Annotated in this window: 25 protein-coding genes; 15 read left to right on the top strand and 10 right to left on the bottom strand. The window is 48.2% G+C overall.

The genetic code is table 11. The features are described from left to right. Positions 1-270: 270 nt before the first annotated feature. Positions 271-2,145, bottom strand: coding sequence for an ATP-binding cassette domain-containing protein (locus QZ383_RS11285; protein ID WP_291445508.1), 1,875 nt, complete (start codon positions 2,143-2,145; stop codon positions 271-273). 347 nt (positions 2,146-2,492) lie between these two features. Between QZ383_RS11285 and QZ383_RS11290 the strand changes: the two genes are divergently transcribed. After that, positions 2,493-3,221 (top strand): alpha/beta family hydrolase, encoded by a 729-nt coding sequence (locus QZ383_RS11290; RefSeq protein WP_291445510.1) that lies wholly within the window; start codon positions 2,493-2,495, stop codon positions 3,219-3,221. A 280-nt stretch (positions 3,222-3,501) separates the two neighbouring features. Here the strand turns inward: QZ383_RS11290 and QZ383_RS11295 are convergent, their stop codons facing one another. Continuing rightward, entirely contained in the window at positions 3,502-4,059 is a 558-nt protein-coding gene (locus QZ383_RS11295) for a class I SAM-dependent methyltransferase (RefSeq protein ID WP_291445512.1), read from the bottom strand. Between the two features lie 477 nt (positions 4,060-4,536). On the opposite strand from QZ383_RS11295, the gene QZ383_RS11300 reads away from it, so the two are divergent. The 10 genes from QZ383_RS11300 to QZ383_RS11335 all read left to right on the top strand — a co-directional run bounded on the left by QZ383_RS11300 (position 4,537) and on the right by QZ383_RS11335 (position 14,597). Beyond that, the gene (locus QZ383_RS11300) at positions 4,537-4,755 is read left to right on the top strand and encodes a transposase (RefSeq protein ID WP_291445513.1); all 219 of its coding nucleotides are present in this window, start codon (positions 4,537-4,539) and stop codon (positions 4,753-4,755) included. A 164-nt stretch (positions 4,756-4,919) separates the two neighbouring features. Next, positions 4,920-5,531 (top strand): DDE-type integrase/transposase/recombinase, encoded by a 612-nt coding sequence (locus QZ383_RS14495; RefSeq protein ID WP_365861815.1) that lies wholly within the window; start codon positions 4,920-4,922, stop codon positions 5,529-5,531. Then, positions 5,525-5,743 carry an IS3 family transposase gene (locus tag QZ383_RS14500; protein WP_365861817.1) on the top strand — a complete coding sequence of 73 codons (219 nt, stop codon included), beginning with the start codon at positions 5,525-5,527 and terminating at the stop codon, positions 5,741-5,743. The genes QZ383_RS14495 and QZ383_RS14500 overlap by 7 nt, the downstream gene beginning before the upstream one ends. Before the next feature lie 150 nt (positions 5,744-5,893). Continuing rightward, positions 5,894-6,991 carry a glycosyltransferase gene (locus QZ383_RS11305; RefSeq protein WP_291445514.1) on the top strand — a complete coding sequence of 366 codons (1,098 nt, stop codon included), beginning with the start codon at positions 5,894-5,896 and terminating at the stop codon, positions 6,989-6,991. Positions 6,992-7,171: 180 nt separating this feature from the next. Then, the gene (locus QZ383_RS11310; protein WP_291445515.1) at positions 7,172-8,881 is read left to right on the top strand and encodes a hypothetical protein; all 1,710 of its coding nucleotides are present in this window, start codon (positions 7,172-7,174) and stop codon (positions 8,879-8,881) included. A gap of 740 nt (positions 8,882-9,621) precedes the next feature. After that, positions 9,622-9,915 carry a hypothetical protein gene (locus QZ383_RS11315; protein ID WP_291445516.1) on the top strand — a complete coding sequence of 98 codons (294 nt, stop codon included), beginning with the start codon at positions 9,622-9,624 and terminating at the stop codon, positions 9,913-9,915. After that, entirely contained in the window at positions 9,912-10,244 is a 333-nt protein-coding gene (locus QZ383_RS11320) for a helix-turn-helix transcriptional regulator (RefSeq protein WP_291445517.1), read from the top strand. Before QZ383_RS11315 ends, QZ383_RS11320 begins: the two co-directional genes overlap by 4 nt. A 3-nt stretch (positions 10,245-10,247) precedes the next feature. Beyond that, positions 10,248-11,114: an ImmA/IrrE family metallo-endopeptidase gene (locus tag QZ383_RS11325; RefSeq protein ID WP_291445519.1), complete on the top strand. Its 867-nt coding sequence runs from the start codon at positions 10,248-10,250 to the stop codon at positions 11,112-11,114. Positions 11,115-11,928: 814 nt separating this feature from the next. Further along, the gene (locus QZ383_RS11330; protein WP_291445520.1) at positions 11,929-13,593 is read left to right on the top strand and encodes a nucleotide kinase domain-containing protein; all 1,665 of its coding nucleotides are present in this window, start codon (positions 11,929-11,931) and stop codon (positions 13,591-13,593) included. Continuing rightward, entirely contained in the window at positions 13,590-14,597 is a 1,008-nt protein-coding gene (locus QZ383_RS11335; RefSeq protein ID WP_291445521.1) for a thymidylate synthase, read from the top strand. The genes QZ383_RS11330 and QZ383_RS11335 overlap by 4 nt, the downstream gene beginning before the upstream one ends. Before the next feature lie 87 nt (positions 14,598-14,684). On the opposite strand, the gene QZ383_RS11340 is transcribed toward QZ383_RS11335, so the two are convergent. Further along, the gene (locus QZ383_RS11340) at positions 14,685-15,335 is read right to left on the bottom strand and encodes a hypothetical protein (RefSeq protein ID WP_291445523.1); all 651 of its coding nucleotides are present in this window, start codon (positions 15,333-15,335) and stop codon (positions 14,685-14,687) included. 273 nt (positions 15,336-15,608) lie between these two features. Here QZ383_RS11340 and QZ383_RS11345 point away from each other — a divergent pair, with 273 nt between their 5' ends. Further along, entirely contained in the window at positions 15,609-16,076 is a 468-nt protein-coding gene (locus tag QZ383_RS11345) for a TIR domain-containing protein (protein WP_291445524.1), read from the top strand. Further along, positions 16,076-16,687 carry a hypothetical protein gene (locus tag QZ383_RS11350; protein WP_291445525.1) on the top strand — a complete coding sequence of 204 codons (612 nt, stop codon included), beginning with the start codon at positions 16,076-16,078 and terminating at the stop codon, positions 16,685-16,687. The genes QZ383_RS11345 and QZ383_RS11350 overlap by 1 nt, the downstream gene beginning before the upstream one ends. 116 nt (positions 16,688-16,803) lie before the next feature. Here QZ383_RS11350 and QZ383_RS11355 read toward each other — a convergent pair whose 3' ends face one another. The 3 genes from QZ383_RS11355 to QZ383_RS11365 form a co-directional block, all read right to left on the bottom strand. Further along, a complete protein-coding gene (locus QZ383_RS11355; RefSeq protein WP_291445526.1) occupies positions 16,804-17,289 on the bottom strand; it encodes a DUF4231 domain-containing protein in 486 nt (161 codons plus the stop codon). 301 nt (positions 17,290-17,590) lie between these two features. Next, positions 17,591-17,896, bottom strand: a complete 306-nt coding sequence (locus QZ383_RS11360) for a HigA family addiction module antitoxin (RefSeq protein ID WP_291445527.1) — start codon at positions 17,894-17,896, stop codon at positions 17,591-17,593. A 57-nt stretch (positions 17,897-17,953) separates the two neighbouring features. After that, entirely contained in the window at positions 17,954-18,532 is a 579-nt protein-coding gene (locus tag QZ383_RS11365) for a type II toxin-antitoxin system RelE/ParE family toxin (RefSeq protein WP_291445529.1), read from the bottom strand. Positions 18,533-18,594: 62 nt separating this feature from the next. Here QZ383_RS11365 and QZ383_RS11370 point away from each other — a divergent pair, with 62 nt between their 5' ends. Further along, complete coding sequence (locus QZ383_RS11370) at positions 18,595-18,906, top strand: helix-turn-helix transcriptional regulator (RefSeq protein ID WP_291445530.1); 312 nt, start codon at positions 18,595-18,597, stop codon at positions 18,904-18,906. After that, positions 18,896-20,047 (top strand): type II toxin-antitoxin system HipA family toxin, encoded by a 1,152-nt coding sequence (locus QZ383_RS11375; protein ID WP_291445531.1) that lies wholly within the window; start codon positions 18,896-18,898, stop codon positions 20,045-20,047. Before QZ383_RS11370 ends, QZ383_RS11375 begins: the two co-directional genes overlap by 11 nt. A gap of 431 nt (positions 20,048-20,478) precedes the next feature. Here QZ383_RS11375 and QZ383_RS11380 read toward each other — a convergent pair whose 3' ends face one another. From QZ383_RS11380 to QZ383_RS11395, 4 genes are all read right to left on the bottom strand, one after another. Next, positions 20,479-21,465: a relaxase/mobilization nuclease domain-containing protein gene (locus tag QZ383_RS11380; protein ID WP_291445533.1), complete on the bottom strand. Its 987-nt coding sequence runs from the start codon at positions 21,463-21,465 to the stop codon at positions 20,479-20,481. Further along, positions 21,462-21,869 carry a plasmid mobilization relaxosome protein MobC gene (gene mobC, locus QZ383_RS11385; RefSeq protein ID WP_291445534.1) on the bottom strand — a complete coding sequence of 136 codons (408 nt, stop codon included), beginning with the start codon at positions 21,867-21,869 and terminating at the stop codon, positions 21,462-21,464. Before mobC ends, QZ383_RS11380 begins: the two co-directional genes overlap by 4 nt. Positions 21,870-22,042: 173 nt before the next feature. Further along, positions 22,043-22,933: an AAA family ATPase gene (locus QZ383_RS11390; RefSeq protein WP_291445536.1), complete on the bottom strand. Its 891-nt coding sequence runs from the start codon at positions 22,931-22,933 to the stop codon at positions 22,043-22,045. A gap of 59 nt (positions 22,934-22,992) precedes the next feature. Next, on the bottom strand, positions 22,993-23,223 hold the full coding sequence (locus tag QZ383_RS11395) for an AlpA family phage regulatory protein (protein ID WP_233483315.1): 231 nt from the start codon (positions 23,221-23,223) through the stop codon (positions 22,993-22,995). Between the last annotated feature and the right edge of the window lie 128 nt (positions 23,224-23,351).

Below are 23,351 nucleotides of genomic sequence, written 5' to 3' on the forward strand. Positions count from 1 at the left end.
TGAGTATTAAAACTTTCCACTACAGCAACAAAGAAAAGCATGCGCGTTTCAATGTCAGACGTGCTCCGCAATAATCTTGTGTGATATAAAGTCGCATATGACCGGGCTGCGCTATTCACATCGCAAACGCAGGATTGCGGAAGCTGCACTCCGGTAAGAGTGCAGAATGGTGCGGGGGGAGAGGAAGGCTGCTTAACTCAAAAAAGGACGGGGCCGCATGTACGGCATGACACCATACATGCGGGCTGACGCTGGCAGGGGGAGTTTACCCTACCCTGCCAGTTCACCAAGCTCTTGCAGGCGTTGCTCCGCAAATTCCCAGCGTTGCAGCAGCTCGGTTTGCTCTGTTTCCAACGCCACAAGGCGGTCTGTGGTTTTGGCAAAGGCATCGGGATCGCGGGAGAACAGTTCAGGATCGGCAAGGGTTGCCTCCAGAGTCTTCTGCTCCTGCTCCAGAGCATCCATGCGCTCCGGCAGGGCTTCCAGTTCCTGGCCCAGCTGTTCAAATTCCCGCTGTTCCTTAAAGCTGCGTCTGCGGGGCTTATCCGAGGCGGGACGCTGGTTGGTGCGGGCAGTTTTTTCTTCCGGCTTGCGCTCCTGCGCAGGGGTCGAGCGCTGGCGCAGCCAGTCGGTATACGCGCCAACATACTCGTGCGCCATGCCATCGCCTTCCAGCGCGATGACGCTGGTGACAAGATTATCCAGAAAACTGCGGTCATGGCTGACCACAAGCACCGTGCCGGAATAATCCGCAATCAGCTCTTCCAGTAGATCAAGGGTTTCCGCATCCAGATCGTTGGTGGGTTCGTCCAGCACCAGCACGTTGGATGGCCGGGTAAAGAGCTTTGCCAGCAGCAGGCGGTTGCGCTCGCCGCCGGAGAGCACCTTGACCGGCAGGCGCAGGCGGTCGGGGGTGAAAAGAAAATCCTGTAAATATCCGGCCACATGGCGCGTGCTGCCACCCACCGTGACCACATCGTTGCCCTCGGCAACGCTATGCATAACGCTGGCTTCCGGGTCGAGCGTTTCGCGCAGCTGGTCGAAATAGCTGATCTCCAAGTTGGTGCCGAGGTGCACCTCGCCTTCTGTGGGCTGCTGCTCGCCCAGCAGAACGCGGATAAGCGATGTTTTGCCCGTGCCGTTTTCGCCGATCAGGCCCACGCGGTCGCCGCGCTGAATGATGGTGGAAAAATTACGGATAAGCGGCGGCTGACCGGGGTAGCCGACTGAAATATTATCGGCCTCAATAACCAGCTTGCCCGAGCGCCCGGCCTCCTGCGCGGCCATGCGCACATTGCCCTGCCTGTCGCGCCGCTCGGCGCGCTCGGCCCGCAGAGCCACAAGAGCGCGCACCCGGCCCATATTGCGCGTGCGGCGGGCCTTAATGCCCTGACGAATCCACACTTCCTCCTGCGCAAGCTTTTTGTCTTGCAGCGCAAAGGCGCGCTCTTCGGCGGCAAGGCGCTCTTCGCGCCGCTCGGGGTAACGGTCAAATCCGCAGGAATAGTTGTGCAGCTTACCCCGGTCGATTTCCACAACACGCGTGGCAAGACGCTTGGCAAAGGCCCGGTCATGGCTGACAAAAATCAGGGTGCGGGCCTTGCGCAGCAAAAAATCTTCCAGCCAGGTGATGGTGGCTATATCCAGATGGTTGGTGGGTTCGTCCAGAATGAGGTCTTCGGAGCAGATCAGCGCCCGAGCCAAGGCCACGCGGCGCTTGGTGCCGCCGGAGAGCGAGGTAAAATCCGCATCGGGATCCAGCCCCAGATGGTTGATGACGGCAAGCACATCGCCGTAGCGCTCCCAGCCGCTGGTCAGCTCAAGGCTGTGCTCGGCCCCGGCATGGGCTGCGGCAAGGGCCGTGCCCTCTTCGCCCAGAACCTCCGCCACCAGAGAAAAAACCGTGCCGCGCCAGCGTTCCGGCACATCCTGCGGCATCTGACCTATGAGCGTGCCAGGGCGGATAATCATGCCGGAATTGGGCTGCATCTGCCCACCGAGCAGCGCCAGCAGCGATGACTTGCCCGCGCCGTTGCGCCCCACGAGACAAAGCCTGTCGCCCACTTCAACCGAAAAATCCGCCGAGTCCAGTAGCGGCTTGCCGCCGAGGTTCAGGGTAACACCCTGCATGCTCAAAAATGCCAAAATATTCTCCAACGCTGTGATATGATTCTGCCTGGGGCGGTAGTCGCTCTGAGTTGCGGTTGCCCTGCGGATGTGTGCTTTGTACGCCCTGCAAACCAGGCGGCCAGCGATGTGCGCAAAAATGCACTGCACCTGCGCCCCGCAGAGGCGTATCATTACCCCAGCGGCGAAACTGACGCAACGGGCCGCAGACAAGCCTGCGCGTGGCCCATCCGCGCAACAGCCGTAAGGGCGATCTTGTATTGCCCGCACAAAGCGAGTAGCCGAAGACATTGCCAAAATTTCACTCATTACCCACGGGCGGGAATATGCGGAGCGCAAAGATCTTTTACTGGTGTTTTTTGTTTGTGTTTTTTAGCGGAATTGGCCCCGCCTTTGCGGACGAGATTCAAATTCATGAAGCCACGCAAACGACATCCCAAGGCCCGGTTGTGGTCAAATCCTTTCGTGCTGCCGGGCAAGGGCCACACCCGGCTGTCATTGTGCTGCACGGCAGCCAGGGATTGGATAAATTTCGGGCATTTTATGAGCGCAACGCCACACAATTCGCCCGCGCTGGTTTTGATGCCTATGTGCTGGATTATTATAATGAACAGGATGTCGCATGCTCCAAAACTGTGGAAACGCGGCGCGCAAATTTTTCAAAGCGCATAGGCGCGTGGTCGCAGATGGTCAGCGATGTTGTTACAGACGTGCTGGCACAGGGGCAGAAAGCGCGCCCCGTTGGCATCGTGGGTTTTTCTCAGGGGGGATATCTGGCCACATCCGTTGCCAGCAAGGATACAAGAATCGCGGCGCTGGTTGTGTTCTACGGCGGCATCCCCGCCCAGCGCAGGGCTGACGGCAAGCACCCCATTACCCATATGCCGCCCCTGCTGGAACTGCACGGCGACGCGGATACCGTTGTGCCCATGGAAAGAGGCAAGGAACTGGTGGAACTGACCCGCAGCCTCGGCCAAACGGCTGAGATGGTGATCTACCCCGGCGCAGGACACGGCTTTAACCGCTCTGCCGCCACAGACGCGGAGCAGCGGACGCTGGAGTTTTTTCAGAGGATGCTGACGGGCAGGCGGTAATGGGTGTCCAATAGTTAGTGTCCCTGGGACGCCAGATAACTACCAGAAGGAATTTTCACCTAAAGAGCCTGCCGCCAGATGTTAACCCCTTGGCGGTGATTATTGAATCTGTGGTTCTGTCGGAATCTGTTCGGAGGCATGAGGCCAAGGCCAGTAGGCAACTCTGGACATATTACCACATGAGGGGCGAGGGCGATACAGCAGTCGCCCCTTGCTTTTTTATGCAATAGGCACAAAGAGCATGACGTGGAAACTGGCAAAAATGATTCGTATTGGCGGGTTAGGGCTTTTTTGCCGTGCCGTAACGAAAAACGCCGCGCTCCATAATGATGAGATCAGAAAAACTGCTTTCTTTCAAAATCTCGTCTGTGCGACGGTTGAGGTTGCATCCGTCGGCAATTCGTGTCCATGAGCCATTAGCAAAATCAAAAATTTTGCCGGCCCGCGCTCCTTTGGGCCGCACATGCTCTATGAAAATGAACAGGCCGCCCGCCTTGAGCACCCGCTGTATTTCGCTCATGCCTTTTTCAATATCCGCAGTGCAAAAAAGCAGCGTGGCGACCACGGTGTCAAATTGCCCTTCTGCAAAAGGCATTTTTTCAACATTGCCCTGATAAAACGCAAAATTAATCCCAGCCCGCCGTTCAAGTTCCTGTGAGCACTGGCGATCCAACCCTGTCAGGCTGCGTATTTTTTCAGGATTATAATATCGAAGGTTGACTCCCGTCCCTATCCCGACTTCAAGCACATCGCCATAGGCACAGGGCATTATTGCTGAACGCATTTTCTTCAATACCCACGCTTCTAAGGGCATCATGGCGATATCGTATATGTTCATGCCCGATTCCATTTGCACCACAACATACGGTGAAAAATGGACCCGCAGGCTATGGTGTCAGACTGATTAAGAAAGTATGCGTAATCATGAGGTGACAAAATTATCCCCCCCGCATTTTCCTTATTTAACATCTATGCTAAAAAACACTTGTTGGGCTCAAACTGACTAGGAGAACAATCTCCATCTGCCTAAAAAAAATTTGCAAAAGCGAGTTATCTCTGCAAAGTCTAACTGGATAGATATCCTATCAATCCATAGCTATCGCGCGCAATAATTTTTTGCCTTCAAACATTCTGGACAAACGGATGATGATCCCATAGCAGAGCAGTGCTTAGCTGCCCGTAGCTGTAAAAAAACTTTGACAAAAATTTCAGCAAGATTTTTTATTCAAAGCGACTGCGTTAACGAACACATCTCCATCAATGAGATCGGCTGGAAAAAATGGACGCCATAGTTCATACCCTTAGAGGAGGTTCTATGACGAAAACACCACGGGGCCGTTATCCGCAAGAATTAAAACAGCAAGCCGTCACCATGGCGGTTGAGGATGGTTTCGGCGTAACGGAAATAGCGCGAACGCTTTCTATTTATTTGAAAACCGAGGCGAACTGGGTTACGCAGTACCGACTGGACAAACAAGAGTTCGCTTTGAAGCCGAGCGTGAGTGAGCAAGATGCTCTGAGTTGGCGCGGCTGAAGAAAGAGAACGTCCTGCGGTGCATGGAGTGCGATATCCTAAAAAAGCGGCGTACGTTGCCAAAGAGTCGCTGTGAGGTACGCCGCAGTCAGTGCTCTGCGACACCAATATCCAGTCCACCTTGTTTGCCTAGTTTTGCACACATCAGTCAGTGGATATTACGCATGGCTCAAACGCGATGCGGCCCCATCAAGCAAGACAGCTCGTCTGGAGACCGAGATTTTGGTTGCCCACAAGCGAACACGCGGCACATACTGCGAGGAGCAGTTGCACTGGGAACTCATGGCAAGTGGTTGCGCCGTCAGCCTCTGGAAGGTCAAGCATGCAATGTGAACTGGGCCTTGTCTGTAAGCGCAAACGGCGGGTTATCCGCACACCACAGAGTCAAATCACGCGTTGCCGGTCGCTCCCATCTTCTGAACCGTGATTTCACGCCGGGCGAGCACAACCGCGTGTGGATGAGTGACATAACATACATTCCTACACGGCAGGGCTGGGTATATCTTGCTGGAATCAAAGAGTTACGCAGCCGGAAAATTGTCGGCTTCAGCCTAGCTGAGCGAATGGATACCGGGCTTGTCTTGGCCGCATTGATGGAAGCGGTGCGTTTCCACCGTCCAACCGGTGGGACTGATTCTGCATTCGGATCGCGGCAGCCTGTATTGCAGCGCAGAGCTTACCAGAAAAAACTCCGCGCATACGGTCTAGTCTGTTCCATGAGTAAAAAAGGGGATTGTTACGACAGCGCCTCGATGGAGAGCTCTGGGGCTTGTTAAAAGATGAGTTTGTCCATCGTAAGAGCTACAACTCACAGGCGGAAGCCATTGCAGACGCAACAAAATATATTGAAATTTTTTATAATCGACAAAGGCCCCAGGCCGCGCTTGGCTATCACTCTCCGGTGGCATTTGTCAGAAGTCGGATGATGAACCAAAGTTGCCAATTGCCGCTTACCATGGTGCCCGAATTTGACGACCTACCTCGTTAAGAACACTGTTAACGAACAAGTATCAAGAAAGTCATTTTGACACAGACAGCAACACAATTTATGCAAGTCACCACCTGAGCAACTTACCTGCTGAAAAAGCATACAGCACATTTATCAAATTTGAATAATATCTCTTGGGGGGAGCATTCCGTGTCAATCAGCCTTTCGCTAATTATTCCTTGCTATAATGAAGAGAACACGCTGTCTAGCTGCGTTGAAAGATGCCTCACGCTGCGTGATGAAGGTATCAAACTTGAGCTCATCATCGTGAACGATTGTTCAACTGATCGCAGCATGGCCATAGCCAATGAGCTTGCAGCTGCACATCAGGAAGTTGTCGTGCTTCACCACTCGGTTAATCAGGGAAAGGGAGCGACACTGCGCACGGGATTTTTGCAAGCAACCGGCGATTACATAGGAATTCAGGATGCTGATGCGGAGTACGATCCTAACGATTACCTTACGTTACTCGCACCACTGCAGGAAGGTAAGGCGGATGTAGTGTACGGCTCCAGATACCTGCGGCAAGAAACCCGGCGGGTGCTATACTTTTGGCATACTTGGATGAACCGCTCGCTTACGTTTATATCCAATATGTTTACTAACCTAGACATCAGCGATATGGAAACCTGCTATAAACTTTTCAGGCGCGAGGCCATTCAGGCTATTGCCCCAAAATTGCAGGAGAGCAGATTTGGCTTTGAACCAGAAGTTACCGCCCTTGTAGCCCAGATGCACTACCGGGTATACGAATGTGCCATTCATTACACCCCCAGAACATACGAAGAGGGTAAAAAAATTGGCTGGCGCGATGGCGTACACGCACTCTACTGCATCATGCATTACAGTGCCCACACCGCTCCGCTTCCAATGCAATTTTTGCTGTATTTCTTTATCGGGGCTATTAGCGCCCTATCAAATATTATATCATTTGCCTTATTAACAGCAGCAGGACTAAATATTTCTTCAGCAATCATTATTGCCTTCATCATCTCGACATCAATAAATTACAAGCTCTGCATTTCAATTCTTTTCCGGCACAATGCACGATGGTCTTCTCCGAAAGAAATACTCGCATATGCACTTGCATCTATAGGCATGCTTGGCCTTGATTATGCTGTAACATATGGGCTAATCGCCCTCACCGTAATGCCTGTTTGGAGTAAATTCTGGGCGGCAGTAATTGGCTTTGCAGGAAACTTTGCATTACGAAAGCATCTGATTTTCCGAGAAAAAAATAAAAAATAAACTTTGTGTCACTTCGCGATGCAGCAAGCAATGGGCATGACCGAATCCGCATTACCATTACCCCCACGAGACTCCAGAACTAATAGCTGCATCCTGAATTCACATAACAAGTCAAATACTCTGCGCGCAGCATATACTTTATAAAACAAATATGTTGGGCGCGCTTATTGGAAGAAATGAATGATTTGCATCTATCTTTGCACCATTGCACTTTTTTTTGCTACTAGCAGTGCTGGATTTACATTTTTTTCAATATTACGTGTTACCCCGCGCAACCCCTTTTTAGCTTTTTTTGCGGGCTTTTTTTTAGTCAGCTTACTGGCTATGGCTGTTTCACTGGTTAAGCCGCTTACCCTCCAATATTCCCTTTTGTGCCTGACCCCTGCGTTGCTTGGCATTAAGCAGCTACGCAGATTGTTCAGCTCCCCTGCCAGTCAGTCGGGACGCCACCTACCCATTCTGGCATTCTTTTTTGCCACAGCAGGTGTTTGCGCTCTGGGCACAGCCTATGCGGAATGGACAAGCTATGCCTACGACTCAGACCTTTACCACATTCAGATTGTGCGCTGGCTCAATGAGTATGGCACACCATTTGGCCTTGGCAATCTTCATTCCAGGCTAGCAAACAGTTCCATCTGGCCCCTATTTGCAGCCCTTCTAAACCACTCGTTTCTTCAAGATAGCACGCCTTGGATCATGATGCCGACTTTTATAACGGCGTTTACAATGTATTTTGTACATGACTTCATAGACAGCTCATCCCGTCCCCTCAGCATCTACGCATTGTGCATGTTTCCAGTGTGCATTTATAGCACTCTATTCTGGGGTTACCCCAATCTATACCACGATTTTCCATCCCTCGCTGTTTTGTGTATCTCTGGCGCAGAGTTGCTGCACATGCTCTTTTCTCAGCAAAATCGAACATTAAGTTCAACGATTTCAGCAATAACATGCATTGCCCTTTCTTTTTTGATCAAACCACTTTCGGCAATATCGGTATTGATTATCACTCCAATTGCTTTATATTACTACTATACATCAACAAATTTTAAATTTAGTAATATTTTGATAATCTTTGCTTTCCCATTACTCGCTGCCATTCTCTGGTGCGCAAGAAATGTCATCACTTCAGGGTATCCATTTTTCCCAATTTCCATATTCCCGTTTACTGTAGACTGGGCCATGCCACTCAGAGATGTGACAGGCAATGCAACCGCTGTGCGCGCATGGGCGCGCATGCCTGGGCCAAATCATCTTGAAGCATTTGAGCGAGGTATTTCTTTCTGGTTTTTACCTTGGGCTAAGGCGCTCATCTCATCCAAACAGGCAGTTCTCACAACACTACTTCCTTTTACTGCGGGTTGTGTGTGCTGGTTTTTTATTCGCAAGCAGCTTACTTCGCGTGAAATACTGTGTCTCTTTGGCTGGTCGCTGCTTTCCATCGTGTACTGGTTCTGGATGGCGCCAGACCCGCGCTTCGGCAGGGAACTTTTCTGGATTTTTTTTGCCTTAGGGTCCGCGTGTTTCGTTCAGTATTGGCCAGTTAATGTCACATCCATTCTGAACAACTTTTTCAGATATCAAGACAAACAGCGCCAACTCTGCGTCGTGATAGTCCTTTTTTTCATGCTGGCTTCATGTGCCATATCATTCATGCACAGATTACAGGGCAACAGTGTCGCGTGGGTTTCCCTGGGAACTATCAATCCATGGCCCACAAAACTTATAACTGCAGAAAGCGGTGCTGCTCCTTTTGACATTTATATTCCATTTGACGATGACAGATGCGGTAATTCACCACTACCGTGCGCTCCAACAGTACCACAGCATACCGTACGGCGTGATGCCATAAAACTTGGAGCTGGATTTCGTCCAAATACCCAACAATAAAATCAGCATGGCACTACTATTATTGACTTTACCTTGAAAAGTTGAAGTGACTTGAGTTAACCTGTCGCATGCCAAACCACGTGTCATGCGCACCCTCTTTTACTGAGTAGTATTCAAGGAAGAGGGTTGCCAGAGGCAAAAAATTCTTCCGCCTCTTCATTTTTGAAACTCATGATCATCTGAAACATATCCTCATGTATGCCTCCAGAAGATGACCCTCCCCCCGAAAAGTATGCCATTGAAAAGTTAGTGTTCCTGACATAGGAGCACAAGAATGAAGCAACAGATTATTGGGATCTTGCGGCACGAGGACTAGACGTATACATCCAACCACTAACTGCCAGCCCCTAGCCCTTCCAGAATAGCTCAAATTTTCCCCGCAGATCAAGCCAAAGTATGCATGGCGGTATGCATAGCGTCGCGCACTCGCTAAAAACATACCCTTTTTGAACACGAAAACGGCGTGCTGCTATCTAAAGCAACACGCCGTTTTTATTATGTATAAATGGCGGAGAGGGTGGGATTCGAATTATTACATAACATGATAAACTAATTAATTATCTCTACTGAATATTAAAAAAATATCCGGATTTATGTCCGACATTACAATCACACTATTCTGCGAATGAAGTTCAGAATCACCATGGATGGCGTAGCCCTTACAAGACGGCTATTAAGACAGTTACCAAGTTGACAACATACCAGCCACGTGTAAGATTTTCTTACATGGAGATGCTATCATGAAGAGTACAAAACAAAAAGTTTTAGAGGAAGTGACCGAGGTCCTGAAAACAATGACAGAAATTGAGGGAGTCACAATAACTCTGGAATGTAACCCCATAGAAAACCTTGCACTTGACAGTGGTCATGGAATTCCTTTTGCTCTTGAAATTGAAGACAGACTTTCAATTGTTATCCCGCCAGAAATCAACCCTTTCGTCAACGACACTCCCATTCCATGTGCCAGAACAGTGGGTGAAATTGTTGATTTGTTGATTGCGCTTTCAGCAAAGCAGGACGAGGCACAAAAATGAACGATAATAACCGCCCTGAAATTGCACGTCGCTTACAGCTTGCACGAAAACAAGCGGGTTTGACCCAAGGACAAATTGCATCAATAATAGGGTTGCCACGCCCTGCGATATCAGAAATTGAAGCTGGAAGAAGGAAGGTATCCGCAGAAGAACTTATAGCCTTGAGTGAAGCATACGGCATTAGCATCTCGTGGTTGACCTCCTTAAGCTCTCGAGCAACTCCCCCCGCCGTGGAATTGGCGGCCCGAGAGCTCGCGAAACTTAAACAGGAAGATTTAGATGCGGTGCTCAATCTACTAAAGACACTGCGATCAACAGACACGGAGTAGTCCATGGATAAACGGACAACGCAGGGGCGGATAGCACTGCGTGCAGCTCTTGATACAAGAAAACGCGCAAAAGTGACTTTTGACTCCCCTGTATGCGTCTATGACCTTGCAGAAAAGCTTAACGTTTCCTTATGGTTTCAGGGTGGGGGTAGCTTTGGTGGAATGTTTTCGAAAAATGCAAATGCCATATTCATCCCGAGCTTGCGTCCTGCAGCGCGACAAACATTCACATGCGCCCATGAACTAGGCCATTGGTACTTTGGGCATGGGTCGAGAATCGATGCACATAATGAGCACGAGGTATCGTTTCAAAGCGACAACGAGGAAGAGAAATTAGCAGATCTTTTTGCAGGTCATCTATTGATGCCCATAGATGCCATAAAACATGCTTTCCAAAAAAGGCACATATCACCGAATAACTGTACTGAAATAGAATTTTATAGAATTGTGAGTCAGCTTGGTGTAGGATATACCACACTATTGGGGCATATGCTTTGGACTCAAAAAATTTTGAATCAAAGCAGTTACGAGCGATTAAAAAAATGCTCACCTAAAAAAATCAGGGCTACTCTTTTAGATTTTTTGGATACAGATCCAGAGCACTTAGTTATTGCAGACGAGGAGTGGGAGGTATCACCTATTGATCTTCAAGTTGGCCAAGTAGCAATTGTCCCGCCTAAGGCCTCAAGCAGAGGAGATTGCATCTCAATCATTAGACAAACAAGTATCGCGACAACGGTCCGTGCAGAGAGGCCAGGAATTTCAACGCTAGAGTGTGATAATGGATGGGTAGCATTTGTGAGAGTCTCACGGAAAAACTTTGAAGGCAGAAGCATATACCGGCATTTAGAAGAGGTCGATGATGAGTGATGTACTCCAAGCCACTGGCAGCAATCTTTCGGAGGTATGGTTAAAAGCGGTGTCCTTGGTCCTTGACACGCCCAATAAACCATTATGCGTCTCCATTTCTCTACCTAATAATAAAATACTTGAAGACACCGCAATAAGAAGTGAGCTTGATTCATTACTTGCCACAAAAGAGAAAATTTCGGTTAGAGAGACAAGTGAGACTATTTTCCCAATCAACTACTGGCGTACACATCAGCCCTCGCTATCAGATCTCTCGGCATGGTATCTTCATCGCTACCTTCCAAGACATCGCGCAAGAATACGTAAGGTAAGGCAAGGAACCCCTCGAGATACCTACTTTGAACGTCTTATTGCTTATCCTGGATTTCAACAAACAAAACAGGGAATAAAATCATCTCAGATAAATCAGCTTGGCCACATAATAGACACCTATAAGCATTATCGATCCCTAGGAAGACAGCCTTCTCCTTCTAAGTATATCGCCACATGTTTAAACCCCAGCATAGACAACAACAACTTTGCACCATATGTACCATTTCCTTGCTTACAGCAAATCGGATTTGCCTTTTCGGACGAGTCTATCACTGTAACTGGCTTTTACACAATACAATATCTCATGAAAAGAGGTTATGGGAACTACTTAGGACTATGCTACCTTGGAGAATTCATGTCTAAGGAGACTGGACTACCTTTATCGAGAGTTAATTGCTTTATAGGAACTCCACGGGTTGATAATTTTTCAAAAAATACGCTTAGATCAATATTTCGACGTTTGCCATAGGCGTCACAACATCTCACAATATATTGAGCTACAATGGACCATCTAGAGTTAGGAAAGCTGATAGTCTTTGAAGGACCAGATAACGTCGGCAAGACAACTATATCGCGATCAGTTGCTGACGCGATTAGCCAATTGCGCCCATGCAAATACTTTTCATTTCCGGGGAATGCACAGGGGTCAATTGGATCGTTAGTTTACAACATTCATCACGATAAAAACTCTTGTGGACTAAAGGATATTGACGCCAACAGCCTCCAGGCTTTGCATATTGCAGCCCACATCGATTCTATACAGCGCGACATCATACCCTCTTTGACAAAAGGGGAAACAGTTATACTTGACAGGTTTTGGTGGTCTTCTTACGTATACGGGAAAATCACTAACTGCAACATGCAGATTATTGAAAATTTAATCAATGCAGAAAAGGCAGCATGGCAAGGAATTCACCCAGATATTATTTTTTATGTCGAAAATAAATTCTGCAATAGCCAGATTTCAAATTCAGGAAAACTTTTATTACAAGAATACCAAAACTTATCACTATCACAATCAGAGTATGAAAATGTAAAAACAATTCATAACACTGACCTTGCTGAGACAACCAGCGGAATAAAAATTTCTATAGAGAACTTGTTTGAAAGTAACTTTCCAAACCACCAGCAAGCTTGCCTTTTTACATTCTCCACTAAAAGAAGCCCCGTTGCTAATGCCCCATCACCTTTAAAGCGCCTTCTCGAGCCAACAATAGTTTATGATACATATTGGGAATTTGCCGCTAAAAGACAGGATGTTTTTTTTGCTCGGCTCAAAGGAGAACCAAGACCGTGGACATATGACAAAATCATTGATTGTCATAAATTTACCAATGCATACCGAGCATCAGACAGGACAAGTCAGTTTTTAATTAAAGACGTAATCTATGAAGGAAGCCAAGACATTGAAGAAGTCTTTTTTAGAATTATCCTTTTCAAAATATTTAACAAAATAGAGACATGGAAGCTCCTTCAAAACGAGCTCAATAAAATCTCATTCTCTACTTTTACCCCTTCGCGATATGATGAGATCCTTACCAATTCAATCGAGAAAGGAGAGAGAATCTATTCTGCGGCTTATATAATGCCGACTGGGGGCAGAGGATCAACGCACACGCGCAAACACCGAATGCACTTGCATTTACTGGACTCGATGATGAAGGATAGACTTCCAGACAAAATTGCTCAAGCAAAGTCCATGGGGAAAGTATTTGAGCTGCTAAAGGGATATCCTAGCCTAGGCGATTTTTTGGCTTATCAGTACGCCACAGATATCAATTACTCAGAATTGACCAATTTCCCTGAGACACAATTTGTAGTCCCTGGCCCCGGGGCAAAAGACGGCATAAAAAAATGTTTTGCAAAATCAGGAGGCCTTTCTGATTCCGAAATAATTAAGGTAGTCATGGAGCATCAAGAGGAAGAATTCAATAGACTTGGTCTGAATTTTAAGTCGCTCTGGGGGCGTCCATTGATGCTAATTGATTGCCAAAATCTCTTCTGTGAAACTGACAAGTATGCACGCGTCAAACACCCAGACATAAAAGGGTATACGGGCAGGAGCCGAATCAAGCAAAAATTTCACCCTGACCCAAGGCAAATTAATTATTGGTATCCCCCCAAATGGGGAATCAACGAACGGATCCAAAATGGAGAAATGCCATGATCGCAGCTTTTGAAGCGAAGACTGCGAATGATGTATGGCTGCAAGCATATAAAAGTTTACAGAATAGCGATTCGCTAACATCAAGCAGACTTGGCCCCACACGAGAGCTCTTACATGTGAATTTTAGCATTAGCGATCCACGGCAACGCTGGACGCTTTCACGTTTTCCCGCATTAAACCCTGCTTTTGCAATTGTAGAAACACTATGGATACTTGCTGGTGACAATACCGCCGCATTGCTTAACTATTGGAATCCGCTTTTGCCTCAATTTTCTGGCAACAGCGAATGCTATCACGGGGCCTACGGATATAGACTCCGCAGGCAGTTTGGATTTGACCAGCTTGAACAAGCCTATAACGCTCTTAGAAGCAATCCATACTCACGCCAAGTGATTCTACAGATATGGGATCCGCGCATAGATTTCCCAACTGCAACAGGTGAAGCTGTAGACGCCGATATACCGTGTAATATTTGTGCACTTCCTAAAGTCAGAGATGGCAAACTGGAGTGGCTTCAGATAATGAGAAGCAATGATCTTTATTTAGGAACGCCCTATAATTTTATCCAATTCACAACGCTGCAAGAAGTTCTTTCAGGTTGGATTGGAATTGAGCTAGGAGCATACCACCAAATAAGCGATTCACTGCATATTTATGAAAAAGATTTTCAAGTTGTTCAGGCAGATAAAAAAATAGAGCCCCTTACAAACACGGACAACTTAGCCTTAAGTAAGAACGCATTCGAAGCCCAGATGAAAGAAATAATGCCTTGTGTAAAGAAGCTTTCTTCACCGACTTTACAAAAACATGAATTCAGCAGGATGGTACAAAATATCAACCTCCACAAAAGTTATAAAAACCTTTTTTTGATCGTTGCAGCAGATGCCGCTCGACGCAGAGGATGGGAACAAGAAATGCACGATGCGATCGATCGTTGCAGTAATGCGTTGTTATGTGTTGCATTTTCACGATGGGAAAAGCGGCATCCGCTGAATAAAATATAGATTAAATTAAAGTCACTTTAAAGTGGACCTAGATGCTGACGGCAGAGGATTATCTCCTCTGATAATATTCAGCATCTTAGCCACCGCCTATTGAGCATCCCAGAATTTTTTGAAAAAAAAGACAACCAGCCCTGAAATAATAGAAAAAGATAAAGTCACAAAAACATTTTTCCAAAATTGTAAAGCCTTTTTCATCTCTTTCATTTCTTGAAAAAGTTCAGCCGGAGATGGAATATCTCCTGATATGTTCATCACATCGTCAGATTTAATTGCTTCAACCCCACCGTTATTACCTTTATAGAGATCTGAAGTTTCTTGATCAAGATCAGCAAACCACACCATGAATAATGGTTTACCCTGCGTGACATTAATATTCTGACTGCCAGCATTATACACTGAAAATTTCAAATGCCCAAAATAGCCGGGGTCAACGTGGAATCCAGAAATGTTGACAAGGCCCCGAAATTTGATTCCAGCCTTGATAGAGATAAAACACAGATTAGTTGAGGGGACGGATATCCACTCCTCACTCGTAAGAAGTGCAAACTGTCCAGGTTTTATTGATAGCTGTTCAGAAGTTTCAAGAACACGTTTTTTCTTTGTTTTTTCGTCAGTGGTATAATACTCCTTACCAAGCGCCAATTCATAGGCGCCGTATTTTATATTTTTTTCATTATATGGAATGATTATTTTATTTGATAGGCGGTTTTTTAATTTTTCAGAAGACCAAAATGACATTTATCCCTCCAGCTTATTTGAATATGAAAGTAGGGTAAAAAACATCAGCACACAACAGAGCTTTAACGTGCTATCAATGCAAATTATACATCAGACAGCCTAAATTTTATCGGCTTAGCAGCCTACGGTTCAGACACAAGCACCAATTTAAAGCAGCTAGCCATTCCACAGAAGTTGTAAAAGATAATAAGCTGATTCCCCATAAAAAAACAAAATATTTTATTGAAATAGTTATCATCAAAATCCACTATAAACTCAGACTGAGGTGCATCTATGACGGAGAAAAACGTGTTTATAAGCCATTATAGCAAAGATGACGAACACATTTCCAAGCTAAAAGATCTCCTGAAAAAAAATGGATATACCATCAAAAACAGCTCTATTGATAGCACTAAACCCAACAATGCTTCAAGCCCTGAATATATCAGAGGCATCCTAAGCGACCGCATTAACTGGGCTGGTTGCGTTGTCGTTTTGATTGGCCCCCATACGCACTCTCGAGAATGGGTTAACGATGAGATTGAAATAGCAGCCAAACGAGGCAAGCGCATTGTTGGCATTTTTATTAACGGAGCGAGTGATGCAAAATTGCCTGCAAAATTTGAAGAATTTGGCGATGCCCTTGTGGGATGGACCTCCGAAAAAATAATTGATGCTATTAACGGCATTATTGACAATTTTGAAAATTCTGATGGATCGTTAAGACCATCAAAGTGGATCATCAACAGAGGTGTATGCTAATGATCGGGTATAGTTATGTAATTCCACGAGACTATGGCTTTGCACCAAATCCTTTTGGAGGCATTTGCACTTTAGCAACGTGCAAGCCGGGGATTAGGAATATGGCCCATGTTGAAGATTGGGTAATCGGCTGTGGTTCAAAAAAATTTAATTTGCAAAATAGAATTGTCTTTGCAATGCGAATAACAGAAATTATGACTTATGATGAATATTGGGCAGACCAACGATTCCAGCATAAAAAGCCCACAATGGACTCAAGTCTAAAGCGCATGTATGGTGATAACATTTATCACAAGGAAAATAGCACATGGTATCAAATGAACTCACACCATAGTAATGATGACGGATCTATAAACCTCAGCAACTTACATCGAGATACAAAATCAGATAGAGTTTTGCTTTCAGAAGAGTTCTACTATTTTGGAAAAAGTGCTTATAAGCTTAGCAGCAAACGCCTTTCTTCCACCGTAACTTATTCTGGACGGGGATACAAAAAAGTCGATGACATATCATTAAACAATTTATCTAAAATTCTTAGAGAAAATTTTAGCATTGGCATAATAGACTTCCCAATTCTATTTAAAAACTTCAAAAGATATAATGGGAAATAGGGCAAGGGCACTTCATCTTTAAGAAGTGCCCTTTAGCTCACAAGCATTTAAAACACACTTTTTCTACTGATTTATAACAATTTTTTATAATGCGACAGCACTAAAGACTCATCACATCAACTTTTGTGTCCAAATGATGCATGCGCTGCCTCACTAAACCACTTTGCATGTTCAACAGATACATGTCCTTCGACCCTTTCTGCAAGAATAACTAACCGCTCATTTTCAGATGTCCCTGCATACGGTCCGGCCTCACCAAGGAATAGATACTTTTCATGTTTCAATTGCTCCGCAGTCGCACGATAGGAAACCCATAGCACCGCGTACTGATTTAATTGTTGTACTCCCTCAATAAGTGCGATTATCCCTCCGGATGCAGCGGTTAACCACTTTGCATATTGGGGAGGAGCAAAGCTAAAGATAGGAATTAACGAAGCTAGCCCTATTTGCATTAGCTTCAAACGTTTATACCATTTCTGACAGTGCATACTTTTAGTATCATACCACTCGCATTGATCCTTGAGGCGCACCCAAGAAGAATGAGCCACAAGACAATCATTTTCTATCTTTTTTGCATAGTTTTGATTATTGCTATTGCTCATCTTGCACCTATTTTTTTGCGCGTGTTCTTGTTAAAGATACGGCCCCTTGCCCACTGCATATGCCACTTGCAACTAGCTGTCCTCATTGGGTTTAATGTAATATTCTTCACGAGGGCTTCTGCTGGCGTCAGCCAACCCAATGAACTGTGAGGCCGACCGCTGGTTATAATCCTGTCGCAGGCTCCAATAGTTTTTCGAGCATCGTGCAGGGATAGAAACACATTCTAGTTTAAACTCTCATCCCGAAATTACCCATTAAAGTTTGCAATATATCATTAGCCGGTGCTTCTCTTTTTTTGATTTACACAGATGCTCGTTGGCCTTGCAACGCGCTGTAAGGCACGATCCTCTCCATGTCTGTGCGCTTCTGGACATCCATCGAATCCGCTTCGTACTGAGCCTGCAAGTTGACCCACAAATTGAGGTCAGTTTCAAAAAACTTTGCAAGCCGCAGAGCCGTATCAACAGAAATGCCCCGCTTCTCGTTAATAATCTCATGCACTCGTGAAGCGGGAATCCGCAGCTCCAGCGCAAGCGTGGAGGCCGTAAGACCAAGGGGGGCCATATATTCTTCGCGCAATATTTCGCCGGGGTGAATAGCAATCATAAAAAATCTCCTAACCATACGTGGTGTTTTTGCTGTTTTCTGCCAGCAGCTTTGCCGCTAGTGATAATCCACCACTTCCACACCATATGCGTTTCCATCTTCCCACCGAAAGCATATGCGCCATTGCATGTTAATGGCGATGCTAAACTGTCCGTCCCGATCTCCCTTCAACTTTTCCAGCCTGTTGCCTGAAGGAATTCGGAGCGAATTGAGCTGACCTGTCGCATGTAAAATGCGCAGCATGCGCAACCCCTTTCGCTGTGCGGTATTCAGAGGTGGGAAAGTGCCAGAGGTAAAAAGCTCTTCCGTCTCTTCATTTTTGAAGCTCATAATCATCTGAAGCGTACCCTCATGAATGCCTCCAGCGAATAGCCTGAACGCTCTTGGCAGCATTCGCAGCGCGAATACGTTAAACGTATTCGTTAAGCATAAATGCGCCCGATTTGGCTTGTTGTCAATATTAGCTAGACGAGGAAAGACTGTGTTTACACCTTCCTCGCCGTTTTTCGGGCACTGCTCCATACGCGCCCGTTGCTGATTCAAAACCTCAACGGGATAATCCTTTACTTGGTGAGCTGCGGCCCGATTTCGCTCGGCGGGGCTGGTGTTGACGTTGGAGAGCGAGTTCCCCCCCATCAACCAATTGCTATCATCTCATATTTTAGCTATTATACTAAAAAATAAAGTTAAGAGCTATTATGTTAGACGATATTCTAAAAACTCCGCAGGAAGTCCGGCTCAGCATCGCCGCCAAGGCGCAGGCCAAACGTCTTGCGCTCAATATGAGCCAGAAAGATTTGGCTGCCCGTAGCGGCGTTTCCCTTGGTTCTGTGAAGCGCTTTGAAACAACAGGTGAAATCTCGCTCGCGTCCCTGCTGGCTATCGCCCTGCTTCTTAATGATCTTGAAGCCTTTTCCGGCTTGTTCAACCCGCCGCGCACAGAAAACCTGTTCAAGCCGCAATCCCCAGCACCCCGCAAGCGGGCAGGGAGAAAACGCCATGAATCTTGACGTGCATCTGCATGCATACGGCGTACGGCGCCATGTGGGAAAGCTCGCCGCACACAGCAACGCCATTCTGTTTCAGTACGCGCCAGAATTTCTTGATTCGGGCATCAACATTTCGCCGTTCAGGCTTCCGCTCAGTCCAGAGGTCAAGGAAGACCCCAAGCGCACCTTTGACGGCCTGTTCGGCGTGTTCAACGACAGCCTGCCCGATGGCTGGGGGCTGCTTTTGCTGGACAGGGCATTACGAAAAAAAGGCTCATCGCTCCATGCCTGCCTGCCCTTGCAGCGCCTTGCCATGGTAGGTGCCCACGGCATGGGCGCGCTGGAGTACACCCCGGCGGCGGCACAGGCAGAAGAAGCCGTTTCTGTGGCGGAACTGGATGCGCTGGCAGAGGAATCGCTGCGGATTCTGCGCGATGCGCCTGTGGATGCGGGGCAACTGGACAAACTTATTCAGCTCAACGGCTCATCCGCAGGGGCCAGACCCAAAATTCTGGTGAACGTGGCCGATGATTTCCGCATTGTGCCGCAGGGGGCGGGGGAACCCCAAGGAACCCCCTGGATCATCAAATTTCGCTCCGCGCACGAGCCGCCAAACACCGGGCTGATGGAATACGCATATTCCCTTGCGGCCAGAGAAGCCGGGCTGGACATGCCGAAAACGCACCTGTTTCCATCGGCAACCTCGCCGGGATATTTCGGCGTCCAACGCTTTGACAGGGTGCATGGTCAAAAGGTGCATGTGCACACCGCCTGCGGCCTGCTGCACGCATCGCACCGCGAACCCTCGCTCACCTATGAAAGCCTGCTGCGCCTGACGCTGCTGCTCACCAAAGACATGCGCGAAGTGCTTAAAATGGTGCGGCTCATGGTGTTCAACGTGCGCTCCGGCAACAAGGACGACCATTCCAAAAATTTTTCCTTTCTGCTGAGCAAGGAAAACCAGTGGCGAATGGCCCCGGTTTATGACCTTACGCCGTCAGAGGGCATTAACGGGGAACAGACCTGCATGGTTAACAACAAGGGCAAGGATATAGCCGAAAAGGATTTTTTGGCGGCCGCCGCAACTGTGGATGTAGACGCCCGGACAGTGCACGAAATTATACAGCAGGTGGACGCGGCTCTGGCCGAGGTAAAGAAGTAAGGTGCTCAAATGTGCAGGAAGGAGGCCGTCTGAGTGACAAACGGGAAATTCCGCAAGCAGCCTGAGAACTGCTTATAAAGGAAACGCCAGAAAAAATATCCGGTTTGGTATCTGATTTTTACAGCGCGAAAGCAGGCTGCCATGCGGTTACGCATAGCAGCCTGCTTTTATTAACCTGCTGGGATGATAGCTTAAATCCCTACGGCAATACTCAATGACCTAGCCAGCGGAGAAACAAGAACAGAAGCATGAAAGCAATCGCTGTGCATCCAGAAGTTACACTTGCCAACCACCACGTATCACCCCGCAGTTCCTTGCCGTAACCATCCATTACTGCACGCGATTTATCAAAATATTCCTTTGATGCGATTGCCGCCGCCTCGCACTTTGCCAAGCATTGCTCCATACGCGCCCGGTGCTGATTCAAAACCTCAACGGGATAATCCCTTACTTGGTGAGCTGCGGTTCCGATCTCCCGCGCGGCCTGAGAGGTACTTCTCTGCAATTCTCGTAAAAGCTGAATCAGCTCCTGTGAGTTCTTGATTCGTGCTTCTTCCTGCAAGCTCAGAACCATCAGGCTTGCTTCTATCCTTGTCTGATCTATCTCGCTCGGCGGGGCTGGTGGCGTTGTCGCTTCCGATGCCCTGCTCATGCTCTTCAATTCGTCTATCTTGCTCATGGAGTAATCCTCTAAGTTGCAATGCGCCCCATGTGTAACCTTTGCCGAGCTTGCTGCCCTTGAACGTCACGTCACCAAGCGCAAAGCTGATCCCCGAAACAAACCCGGTGGAGGCTTTATTTAAACGCACGGTCACGCCCTGGGCTGCCAACTGCTGACAAAACGCATTCAACGCAATTTTTTGCGTAAGGGCCGCATCAATTATTTTTTGTAGGTTCATGCGGGTGGAGGCCTCGCCAGTGCGCAGGGCGTGCTCAATCTCCCCTTTCGTAAGGGCTGCCCGCAACGTTTCCCGGCTTGAGCGCACTTGCCGGAGAGAAAACCGTTGCTCCAGCTCCCGCATGATTTTTTCTTGCCGCCTGTAGTCGTGCGCGTCACTCACCACTTTTCCATCCAGCGCAATTCTGTTCACCAGAATATGAATGTGTGCGTGTGCGGCGTCTGTATGTCGGCTAATGACATATTGATTGTTTACAAAGCCCATGCCCTGAAGCCACGAATGCGCGGCCTCACACCACTGCTCATCTGACAAGGATTCTTCCGGGTGTAGGCTCAGGCTCACATGGCAAACGGCCTTGGACAGATTCGGCCTTAAAGCGCGAATAGCTCCAAATTCCGCAGCAAGGGCGCGTGGTGTGCGGCCCGCCATATTGGTTTCAAGCAACAGGCTTTTATGGGGCTGCAAATCATAAGCTGCTGCCCCACGAAAGCCTTTGCCCTTGATGCACTTGGCTATCACGGCACTTCCCCTGCCACTGGCGGGGTGCTGCCTGCAACACCCATAAGGGAAGCTTGCAAGCTCATGATCTGGCTAAGCAGCTCCCTTAACAGCCCGAAGGGAACAGCCGTTCGCCCCGCATTGGCTGCCTTGGCGATTTGGTTGAGATTCACGCCCAACCGCGCAAGCTCGCCGTAGGCCTTGCGGTTAACCTCTGGCACTGGGGGCGGCGGCATGCGTTTGCTTAAAGCTGCTGTGCGCAACCACTGCGCAGGGCTCATGCCCATGTGCCGCGCACGAAGCTGAAGCGCCTCCCACTCTGCCGGATTGACGCGCACCCCGATTGTCATGTGGCGCACCTTTATGGGGTCGCCCTTTGGGCGTCCACTTTTTCGGGGGCCGTGTTTGCGCGACTCAGCAAGCATAGGCGCGCTCCTTTTGCCGTGAAGCGGCAATGTGCTTTGACGCCTCGCAGAGCAAGCCGTTTGAGCGAAGCGAAAACATGGCTTGCTTCAAGCCATCTGACGCGGGGGAGGCGATATTTTGCCAAGCTGTCCCACTGTCCCTGTCCTTAGGGGTGGGACGGTGGGACACGGCGTTAATAACGAACAGCACCAGCATCGCCGCCCTCCTCCAGCTTCTTCTTGAGCCGATGAACCACAGACTTACTCACACCCATTTCATCGGCGCAATCCCGAATGGAGAAGCCTTCTGCCAAGAGCTGCTTCAATTGTTCGGCCTGAACATTGACCAGCTCGTTCACATCCCAAATGAGCTGATTCCCTTCACTGCGCAGATGCACCTCAAAGGGCATTGCATCCTCGCCCACAATTCCCCGCGCCTTGGTCAAATGGACTTCAAACCGCGCACCTTCGGCAACACTGTAGGTTGTGGGCCTCCGTAGGCTTATAACCGTGTCCATAATGTCTTCGCGTGCCGAGGTTCCGCGCTGATCGCCTGATTTGCCCGCGTGATGCACAAGCAAAACTGCCATGCCCCGCCGCCGCAAATCCAATAGCCAGGTCTGCATGGGCGTCCATGATTGGGATTCGTTTTCTTTGCCAGTGCGGCAAAGGGTGGCGAGGTTGTCTAAAACCAGCAAATCGACTCCAGCAAGAAATGGTTCAAGAGCCTGCTGCCCATAGGTTGTTGCCAAGTCCGGCATGGGCCGCGATTGAATGTCGGGGGTGATAATGGAAAAATTCTGCATCGCATGGGGCGGTGCTGCCATGCCCGTGGCCAAAGCTGCTAGGCGCTCTTGCATGGAGATAGCTGGCATTTCGCCATCCACATACAAAACGCGCCGAGCCTTGGGAGCATGCCAGTTGAACAGGGACAACCCACCAGCCACAGACAGGGACATGTGCAACGCCGTAAAGGTCTTGCCTATGCCCCGCTTTGCAACGAGCATGACTATCCCCTGCTCAGGAATTACCGGGTGCAGAAGGTAGTCGCGCTCGGGCAAGGTGCTTAAAAGAAATTCCTCCATACTGATCGCCTTCAATGGGGGAAGATTATTTTGTGAGCCGAGAGGGACATATGGGGAGGTCATGCGGCGTCCCCTCCTTCCACATTGCTGATCAGCGCCCGAATATCTTCAACGCGCCAAACGGTGGTACGCGGCCCTAACTTCACAGGGGTGGGATAGCGCCCTTTTTTGACGCCTTCCCACCAGCTTGTTTTGCCAATGGGCAGCACTTGGAGAATTTGCGACAAACGAACAAACCCCTCGTCAGGCAGGTAGTTTCGTTGCCGATACAAAAAATCGACTTTTGCCATAACGGCTCCTGAGGTTTACGGGCCGTTATGAAATGAAAACGGCCCATGTTGATGCACATGGGCCTATTTTGGCGTGTCCCACTAGTCGGACAGTCAAGGAAAACTATTGGACAAAAGTAAAAATAATT

This window comes from Desulfovibrio sp. (assembly GCF_019422935.1).
GTDB lineage: Bacteria > Desulfobacterota > Desulfovibrionia > Desulfovibrionales > Desulfovibrionaceae > Desulfovibrio.

What these genes read in the sequence shown, in the direction of transcription:
- QZ383_RS11295 (WP_291445512.1), bottom strand. Translation starts at nt 4,059, where the DNA reads ATGAACATATACGATATCGCCATGATGCCCTTAGAAGCGTGGGTATTG.
- QZ383_RS11300 (WP_291445513.1), top strand. Translation starts at nt 4,537, where the DNA reads ATGACGAAAACACCACGGGGCCGTTATCCGCAAGAATTAAAACAGCAA.
- QZ383_RS14495 (WP_365861815.1), top strand. Translation starts at nt 4,920, where the DNA reads ATGGCTCAAACGCGATGCGGCCCCATCAAGCAAGACAGCTCGTCTGGA.
- QZ383_RS11310 (WP_291445515.1), top strand. Translation starts at nt 7,172, where the DNA reads ATGATTTGCATCTATCTTTGCACCATTGCACTTTTTTTTGCTACTAGC.
- QZ383_RS11315 (WP_291445516.1), top strand. Translation starts at nt 9,622, where the DNA reads ATGAAGAGTACAAAACAAAAAGTTTTAGAGGAAGTGACCGAGGTCCTG.
- QZ383_RS11320 (WP_291445517.1), top strand. Translation starts at nt 9,912, where the DNA reads ATGAACGATAATAACCGCCCTGAAATTGCACGTCGCTTACAGCTTGCA.
- QZ383_RS11325 (WP_291445519.1), top strand. Translation starts at nt 10,248, where the DNA reads ATGGATAAACGGACAACGCAGGGGCGGATAGCACTGCGTGCAGCTCTT.
- QZ383_RS11330 (WP_291445520.1), top strand. Translation starts at nt 11,929, where the DNA reads ATGGACCATCTAGAGTTAGGAAAGCTGATAGTCTTTGAAGGACCAGAT.
- QZ383_RS11335 (WP_291445521.1), top strand. Translation starts at nt 13,590, where the DNA reads ATGATCGCAGCTTTTGAAGCGAAGACTGCGAATGATGTATGGCTGCAA.
- QZ383_RS11340 (WP_291445523.1), bottom strand. Translation starts at nt 15,335, where the DNA reads ATGTCATTTTGGTCTTCTGAAAAATTAAAAAACCGCCTATCAAATAAA.
- QZ383_RS11345 (WP_291445524.1), top strand. Translation starts at nt 15,609, where the DNA reads ATGACGGAGAAAAACGTGTTTATAAGCCATTATAGCAAAGATGACGAA.
- QZ383_RS11350 (WP_291445525.1), top strand. Translation starts at nt 16,076, where the DNA reads ATGATCGGGTATAGTTATGTAATTCCACGAGACTATGGCTTTGCACCA.
- QZ383_RS11355 (WP_291445526.1), bottom strand. Translation starts at nt 17,289, where the DNA reads ATGAGCAATAGCAATAATCAAAACTATGCAAAAAAGATAGAAAATGAT.
- QZ383_RS11360 (WP_291445527.1), bottom strand. Translation starts at nt 17,896, where the DNA reads ATGATTGCTATTCACCCCGGCGAAATATTGCGCGAAGAATATATGGCC.
- QZ383_RS11365 (WP_291445529.1), bottom strand. Translation starts at nt 18,532, where the DNA reads ATGGGGGGGAACTCGCTCTCCAACGTCAACACCAGCCCCGCCGAGCGA.
- QZ383_RS11370 (WP_291445530.1), top strand. Translation starts at nt 18,595, where the DNA reads ATGTTAGACGATATTCTAAAAACTCCGCAGGAAGTCCGGCTCAGCATC.
- QZ383_RS11375 (WP_291445531.1), top strand. Translation starts at nt 18,896, where the DNA reads ATGAATCTTGACGTGCATCTGCATGCATACGGCGTACGGCGCCATGTG.
- mobC (WP_291445534.1), bottom strand. Translation starts at nt 21,869, where the DNA reads ATGCTTGCTGAGTCGCGCAAACACGGCCCCCGAAAAAGTGGACGCCCA.
- QZ383_RS11390 (WP_291445536.1), bottom strand. Translation starts at nt 22,933, where the DNA reads ATGGAGGAATTTCTTTTAAGCACCTTGCCCGAGCGCGACTACCTTCTG.
- QZ383_RS11395 (WP_233483315.1), bottom strand. Translation starts at nt 23,223, where the DNA reads ATGGCAAAAGTCGATTTTTTGTATCGGCAACGAAACTACCTGCCTGAC.